The 6076-nt window shown below is 64.4% G+C and carries 4 protein-coding genes; 2 read left to right on the forward strand and 2 right to left on the reverse strand.

The window, feature by feature from the left end; genetic code table 11:
- On the reverse strand, positions 1-3376 hold a 3376-nt coding region (gltB, locus tag ABSG20_RS27230; RefSeq protein WP_423867579.1), incomplete at its 3' end, for a glutamate synthase large subunit.
- 464 nt (positions 3377-3840) lie between these two features.
- Between gltB and ABSG20_RS27235 the strand changes: the two genes are divergently transcribed.
- A complete protein-coding gene (locus ABSG20_RS27235) occupies positions 3841-4524 on the forward strand; it encodes a hypothetical protein (protein ID WP_423867580.1) in 684 nt (227 codons plus the stop codon).
- Positions 4525-4602: 78 nt separating this feature from the next.
- Here the strand turns inward: ABSG20_RS27235 and ABSG20_RS27240 are convergent, their stop codons facing one another.
- A complete protein-coding gene (locus tag ABSG20_RS27240; protein WP_423867581.1) occupies positions 4603-5079 on the reverse strand; it encodes an Hsp20 family protein in 477 nt (158 codons plus the stop codon).
- Positions 5080-5313: 234 nt separating this feature from the next.
- Between ABSG20_RS27240 and ABSG20_RS27245 the strand changes: the two genes are divergently transcribed.
- On the forward strand, positions 5314-6076 hold a 763-nt coding region (locus ABSG20_RS27245), incomplete at its 3' end, for an alpha/beta fold hydrolase (RefSeq protein ID WP_423867582.1).

Genomic DNA, 6076 nt, shown 5'->3' on the forward strand with positions numbered 1-6076 from the left:
GGCGCACGCGGTGACGCAGCCCGTTGATCCGCAGCGTCTGATGCGTCTCGGCAAGACCCAGCTCCCAGGGCGTGCCTGCGTATTTGATCGAAGACAGCGGACTTGCCCCGGTACCGCCGTCGTAGCCGGAGATCGTGATGAGATCCGCGTACGCCTTCGTGACCCCGGCCGCGACCGTGCCGACGCCGGGCTCAGCTACGAGTTTCACCGAGACGAGCGCGTCGGGATTGATCTGCTTCAGATCGAAGATGAGCTGGGAAAGATCCTCGATCGAATAGATGTCGTGATGCGGCGGCGGTGAGATGAGGCCCACACCCGGACGGGCGAAGCGCAGCCGCGCGATCATCTCGTTGACCTTGTGGCCGGGCAGCTGGCCGCCTTCGCCGGGCTTTGCGCCCTGCGCCATCTTGATCTGCATCATGTCGGAATTGACCAGGTATTCCGTGGTCACCCCGAAGCGGCCGGAAGCCACCTGCTTGATCGCCGAGCGCATCGAATCGCCGTTCGGCATCGGCTTGAAGCGATCGCTCTCCTCGCCGCCTTCGCCGGTGTTGGACTTGCCTCCGATCCGGTTCATGGCGATGGCGAGCGTGGTGTGGGCTTCGCGCGAGATCGAGCCGAACGACATCGCGCCGGTGGCAAAGCGCTTGACGATATCCTTGGCCGGCTCGACCTGGTCGAGCGGCACAGGTTTGCGCTTCTCGTCCTCGGCACTCTTGATCCGGAACAGGCCGCGCAGGGTCAGCAGCCGTTCGGACTGCTCGTTGAGGATTCTGGCGAACGCCCGGTAACGCTCCGGCGAATTGCCGCGTACGGCATGCTGCAGCGTCGAGACCGATTCCGCGGTCCAGGCATGATCCTCGCCGCGGGTACGGTAGGCATATTCGCCGCCGACGTCGAGCGCGGTCTTGTAGACCGGCGCATCGCCGAACGCGTCGGCATGGCGGCGCGTCGTTTCCTCGGCGATCTCGGCCAGGCCGACGCCTTCGATCCTGGTGTGGGTGCCGACGAAATATTTGCCGACGAAATCCTCCTTCAGGCCGACGGCGTCGAAGATCTGCGCGCCGCAATAGGACTGATAGGTCGAGATGCCCATCTTCGACATCACCTTCAACAGGCCCTTGCCGATCGACTTGATGTAGCGCTTGACGAGTTCGTAGTCGTCGAGCGCCGCCGGCAGCCGGTCCTTCATGGCGACGATGGTCTCGAAGGCCAGATAGGGATTGATCGCCTCGGCGCCGTAACCGGCGAGACATGCGAAGTGATGCACCTCGCGCGGCTCGCCGGACTCGACGACGAGGCCGACGGAGGTGCGCAGGCCGGTGCGGATCAGGTGATGATGCACCGCGGCGCAGGCGAGCAGCGAGGGGATCGGAATCCGGTCCGAGCCCGCCATTCGGTCGGACAGGATGATGATGTTGACGCCTTCGCGGACCGCTGCTTCGGCGCGCGCGCACAATTCGTCGAGCACCTGCTCGAGGCCGGCGGCGCCGAGCCCGGCATGGAAAGTGGTGTCCAGCGTACGCGACTTGAAATGGGTGTCGGCGATTTCCGAGATCGAGCGGATCTTTTCCAGGTCGGCGTCGGTCAGGATCGGCTGACGCACCTCCAGCCGCTTGTTGCCGGCGACGCTCTGCAGATCGAACAGGTTCGGCCGCGGCCCGATGATCGAAACCAGGCTCATGACGATTTCTTCGCGAATCGGATCGATCGGCGGATTGGTGACCTGGGCGAAGTTCTGCTTGAAGTAGGTGAACAGCGGCTTCGGCCGGTCCGACAGCGCCGAAATCGGCGTGTCGTTGCCCATCGAGCCGTTGGCTTCTTCACCGGTCGAGGCCATCGGCGTCATCAGGATGTTGATGTCTTCCTGCGAATAGCCGAACGCCTGCTGCCGGTCCAACAGCGGCAGATTGGAGCGCATGCCCTTGGTCGGGGCATCCGGCAATTCCTCGAGCACGATCTGGGTGCGGTCGAGCCATTCGCGATAGGGATGCATGCGCGCCAGCTGCGCCTTGATCTCGTCGTCGGGAATGAGGCGGCCCTGTTCGAGATCGACCAGCAGCATCTTGCCGGGCTGCAGCCGCCATTTGGTCACGATCTGCTCCTCGGGGATCTTCAGCACGCCCATTTCGGAGGCCATCACGATACGGTCGTCTGATGTGACGAGGTAGCGCGCCGGGCGCAGGCCGTTGCGATCGAGCGTGGCGCCGATCTGCCGGCCGTCGGTGAAGGCGATCGCGGCGGGGCCGTCCCACGGCTCCATGATCGCAGCGTGATATTCGTAAAAGGCGCGGCGCTGCTCGTCCATCAGGGGATTGCCGGCCCAGGCTTCCGGAATCATCATCATCACGGCGTGCGGCAGCGAGTAGCCGCCCTGCACCAGGAATTCGAGGCCGTTGTCGAAGCAGGCGGTGTCGGACTGGCCTTCATAGGAGATCGGCCACAGCCTGGAGATATCCTTGCCGTACAGTTCCGAATGCACCGAGGCCTGGCGGGCCGCCATCCAGTTGACGTTGCCGCGCAACGTGTTGATCTCGCCATTATGTGCGATCATCCGGTAGGGATGCGCCAGCGACCAGGCCGGGAAGGTGTTGGTCGAAAACCGCTGATGCACCAGCGCCAGCGCGCTATCAAAATCCGGTTCGCTCAGGTCGGGATAGTATTTGCCGAGCTGATCGGCGAGGAACATGCCCTTGTAGACGATGGTGCGGCAGGACAGCGACGCCGGATAATAGCCGGCCAGCCCGCGGTCGCGGCGCAAATAGATCGCCTGCGAAATCGACTTGCGCAGGATATAGAGCCTGCGCTCGAAGTCGTCCTCGCTCTTGATGTGCTCGCCGCGGCCGATGAACACCTGCATGTTGGCGGGCTCGGTCGGCTTGACGGTCTCGCCGAGCGAGGAATTGTCGGTCGGCACGTCGCGCCAGCCGAGCAGCGTCAGCTGTTCGGCCTTGATCTGGTCGGCGATGATGCTCTGGATCACTTTGCGCCAGGCCTTCTCGCGCGGCATGAACAGCGCGCCGACGGCATAGTCGCCGGGTGGCGGCAGCGTGAAGCGCTCCTTCAGCTTGCGCGCGAAGAAAGCGTGCGGGATCTGCACCAGAATGCCGGCGCCGTCGCCGGCGCGCGGGTCGGCGCCGACCGCGCCGCGATGTTCGAGGTTGCAGAGAATGCTGAGCGCGTCGGTGACGATCTGGTGCGACTTCCTGCCCTTGATATTGGCGATGAAGCCGACGCCGCAGGAATCCTTTTCCAGGCTGGGGTCGTAAAGACCTACCGCGGCCGGTCGCACGCTGTGCTCGGCCGGTGCCCTGACCGGAGCCGCCGCCAGCGCATCTATCCTGGTACTTTCGCGCTCGAACTCCGACCCGCTCATTTTAATGTCCTCTCAGGCTAAGGGGCCTCACCGTCGTGGTCGGCGCACCCAGGGCGTTCGCGGCAGGCACCACCAGGCCACCGCTCGTCCTCCGCGAGCCGAGATTTCTAAAATTCAGGCCTGGGCGTTCAACGTCCCCGACGAACGGCCTTGCCTGCCATCTCTTTGGCGCCTTAACGCCACGTTGCGTTGCAATCCCCGTGCCGGTTTGCAGCGCAGTTGAGGCAGTGATGCTGTCCTAACACACCATGCCAAATTTTAAACTATCACACAAGCGGCGGAAAGTCGCCGGTCGCGCGGCCTCGCCATCCCCAACCTGTCACAACCTGGGGTTTTCTGCCTTGGATTTGGAGCAGGCGCGCCGCGATCCGGCCCAAGGACCGCCGGATTCAATACCGAAATTGCCGCCGGGAAAAAGAGCGAAGGCGCTACGGGCTTTGGGCGTTGGCAAGGAGCAATGAGCGATGAAGCGGTTCACGGGATGGATGCTGTCGGCGGGGCTGGTGTTTACGGCCGCAGCCGCGAATGCTCAGGTGCTGGAACAATATAGGGTCGAACGCTCGCCATATGCGGTCGCTTCCGACATGGTGGGCCCGATGGGGGCGATGCCGCCGGAAGCACCCCGCTACGGCCAATACTTGCTGCTGCTGCCCCCGCCGGAGGTCGAAAGCATTGTCCGGGAGAGCGGGTTTTCGCCGCTCGGAATTCCGCACCTGCGCGGCATTGTGTACACGCTTCCGGTGCTCGATCGCGTCGGCGATGACGGACGGCTGGTGGTTGACGCCCGTACCGGGCGGATCATCAGCTTCATGCCGGCGAACCGGCCGAGCGACGATTTGAACGAGGACTTGATGGGTAATTTTGGCCCGTCGGGGCCGCCGCTGCGATCTGACATCAGCGTGCCGCGGCCGCCGGCTGGCGTGCCGCATGTCCTCGCCAGCCGGACGACATCGGTACCATTGCCAAAGGCGCCATCGCGCGCCGGCGAGGCCAAGCCGCTGGCGGCGAAGCCCGCGCCCGTGCCGGCGCAGCTATCGGCGGTGCAGGCGAAACCGGCCGAGGCGCCGGCAGCGGCGGCGCCTGCGAAGCCTGCCGCGCCGCTGATCCGGCCGACCCAGCCGCTACCGGAGGTGCAGGGGCTGGATTGAGAAGGGCTGGCGAACAGTTATATCCACAAAAAACGCCCCGGTCTTCCGGGGCGTTTCGTGTTCAGCTGGTGACCCGCGCTACGCGGCAGCCTTCTCGGTCGAGTTGTCGACCATCTGGGCAGCCTGGGCGCTTGCGGCGATCGGAATGCTACGGGGCTTCTTGGCCTCGGGAATCTCCCGGACCAGATCGACATGCAGCAGCCCGTTCTCGAGCGAGGCGCTTTTCACCACGACGAAATCGGCCAGTTGGAATGCGCGCTCGAAGGCCCGCGCCGCGATACCGCGATACAGTACCTCGGACTTGTCCTTGCCGTTTTCATTGGCGGATTTGTCGCCCTTGATCGTCAGCGTGTTTTCCTTGGCGAGGATCGAAAGTTCGCCCTGCGCGAAGCCGGAAACCGCGACGCTGATGCGGTAGCTGTTCTCGCCGGTGCGTTCGATATTGTAGGGCGGATAGCCGGGGCTGCCGTCCACGGCCGCCTGGTCGAGCAGCGAAAACAGCCGGTCGAAGCCGACGGTGGAACGGTAAAACGGGGTGAGATCGTAAGTACGCATAGGGTAGTCCTCCATTGAGCGACTGTTGATGAACCCGCCCGCCATCGGGCCGGGCTTTCGTGTTAGGTGCAGCCCCAGCGGTTCTATTGGAAACGCTGGCAGCGGCCTGCACCAAGGTGATATGGGAGAGTTCCGAGGCTGTTCAAGAGGGCGGCAACGCCGCCTATTTTTCGCTCTCCCGCCCCCGCCCGCCCTTGATTTTCAGCGCGTCTCACCTATCCGGTCCGCAAGCCCATGACGCTCGTCTCGATTCCCGCCAATCCTGTTCCGGAGAACGTCGTCACCGGCACCATCAAGACACCTGACGGCGCGGAGTTGCGGTTCGCGCGCTGGGCGCCGCCTGCCAATCGCAAGGGAACCGTCTGCATCTTCGCCGGGCGCGCCGAGCAGATCGAAAAGTATTTCGAAACCGTGCGCGATTTGCGCGATCGCGGTTTCGCGGTAGCCATGATCGACTGGCGCGGGCAGGGCCATTCGTCGCGGCGGCTGCGCGATCCGCGCAAGGGCCATGTGCGCGATTTCTCCGATTTCGAAGTCGATGTCGAAACCTTCGTGCAACAAGTGGTGCTGCCGGATTGCCCGCCGCCGCACTTCGCGCTGGCGCACTCGATGGGCGGCGCGGTGATGCTGCGGATTGCGTATGCGGGAAAACGCTGGTTCGACCGCATGGTGCTGGTGGCGCCGATGATCGACCTGCCGGGATACCTCACCGCATTTCCGGCCCGCGCGCTGCTGCGGGCGTTGCGGCTTCTCGGACAGGGCAGCCGCTACGTCCCCGGCGGCTCCGGCGCGCTGACCGGCACCGCCTCCTTCATCAACAACCCCCTGACCAGCGATCCCGTGCGCTATGCCCGCAATGCCGCGATCCTGGAGGAGGATCCCACGCTCGGCATCGGCTCGCCGACGGTGGCCTGGGCCGATACCGCATTCAGGGCGATGCGCGGCTTTCGCGCTTCCGACTATCCGTCGCAAATTCGTCAGCCGATCCTGATGCTGG

Origin of the sequence: Bradyrhizobium sp. (assembly GCF_049512235.1) — a bacterium.
Classification (GTDB): domain Bacteria; phylum Pseudomonadota; class Alphaproteobacteria; order Rhizobiales; family Xanthobacteraceae; genus Bradyrhizobium.

Coding starts and splice junctions, on each gene's coding strand:
- ABSG20_RS27235 (WP_423867580.1), top strand. CDS start 3,841: ATGAAGCGGTTCACGGGATGGATGCTGTCGGCGGGGCTGGTGTTTACG.
- ABSG20_RS27240 (WP_423867581.1), bottom strand. CDS start 5,079: ATGCGTACTTACGATCTCACCCCGTTTTACCGTTCCACCGTCGGCTTC.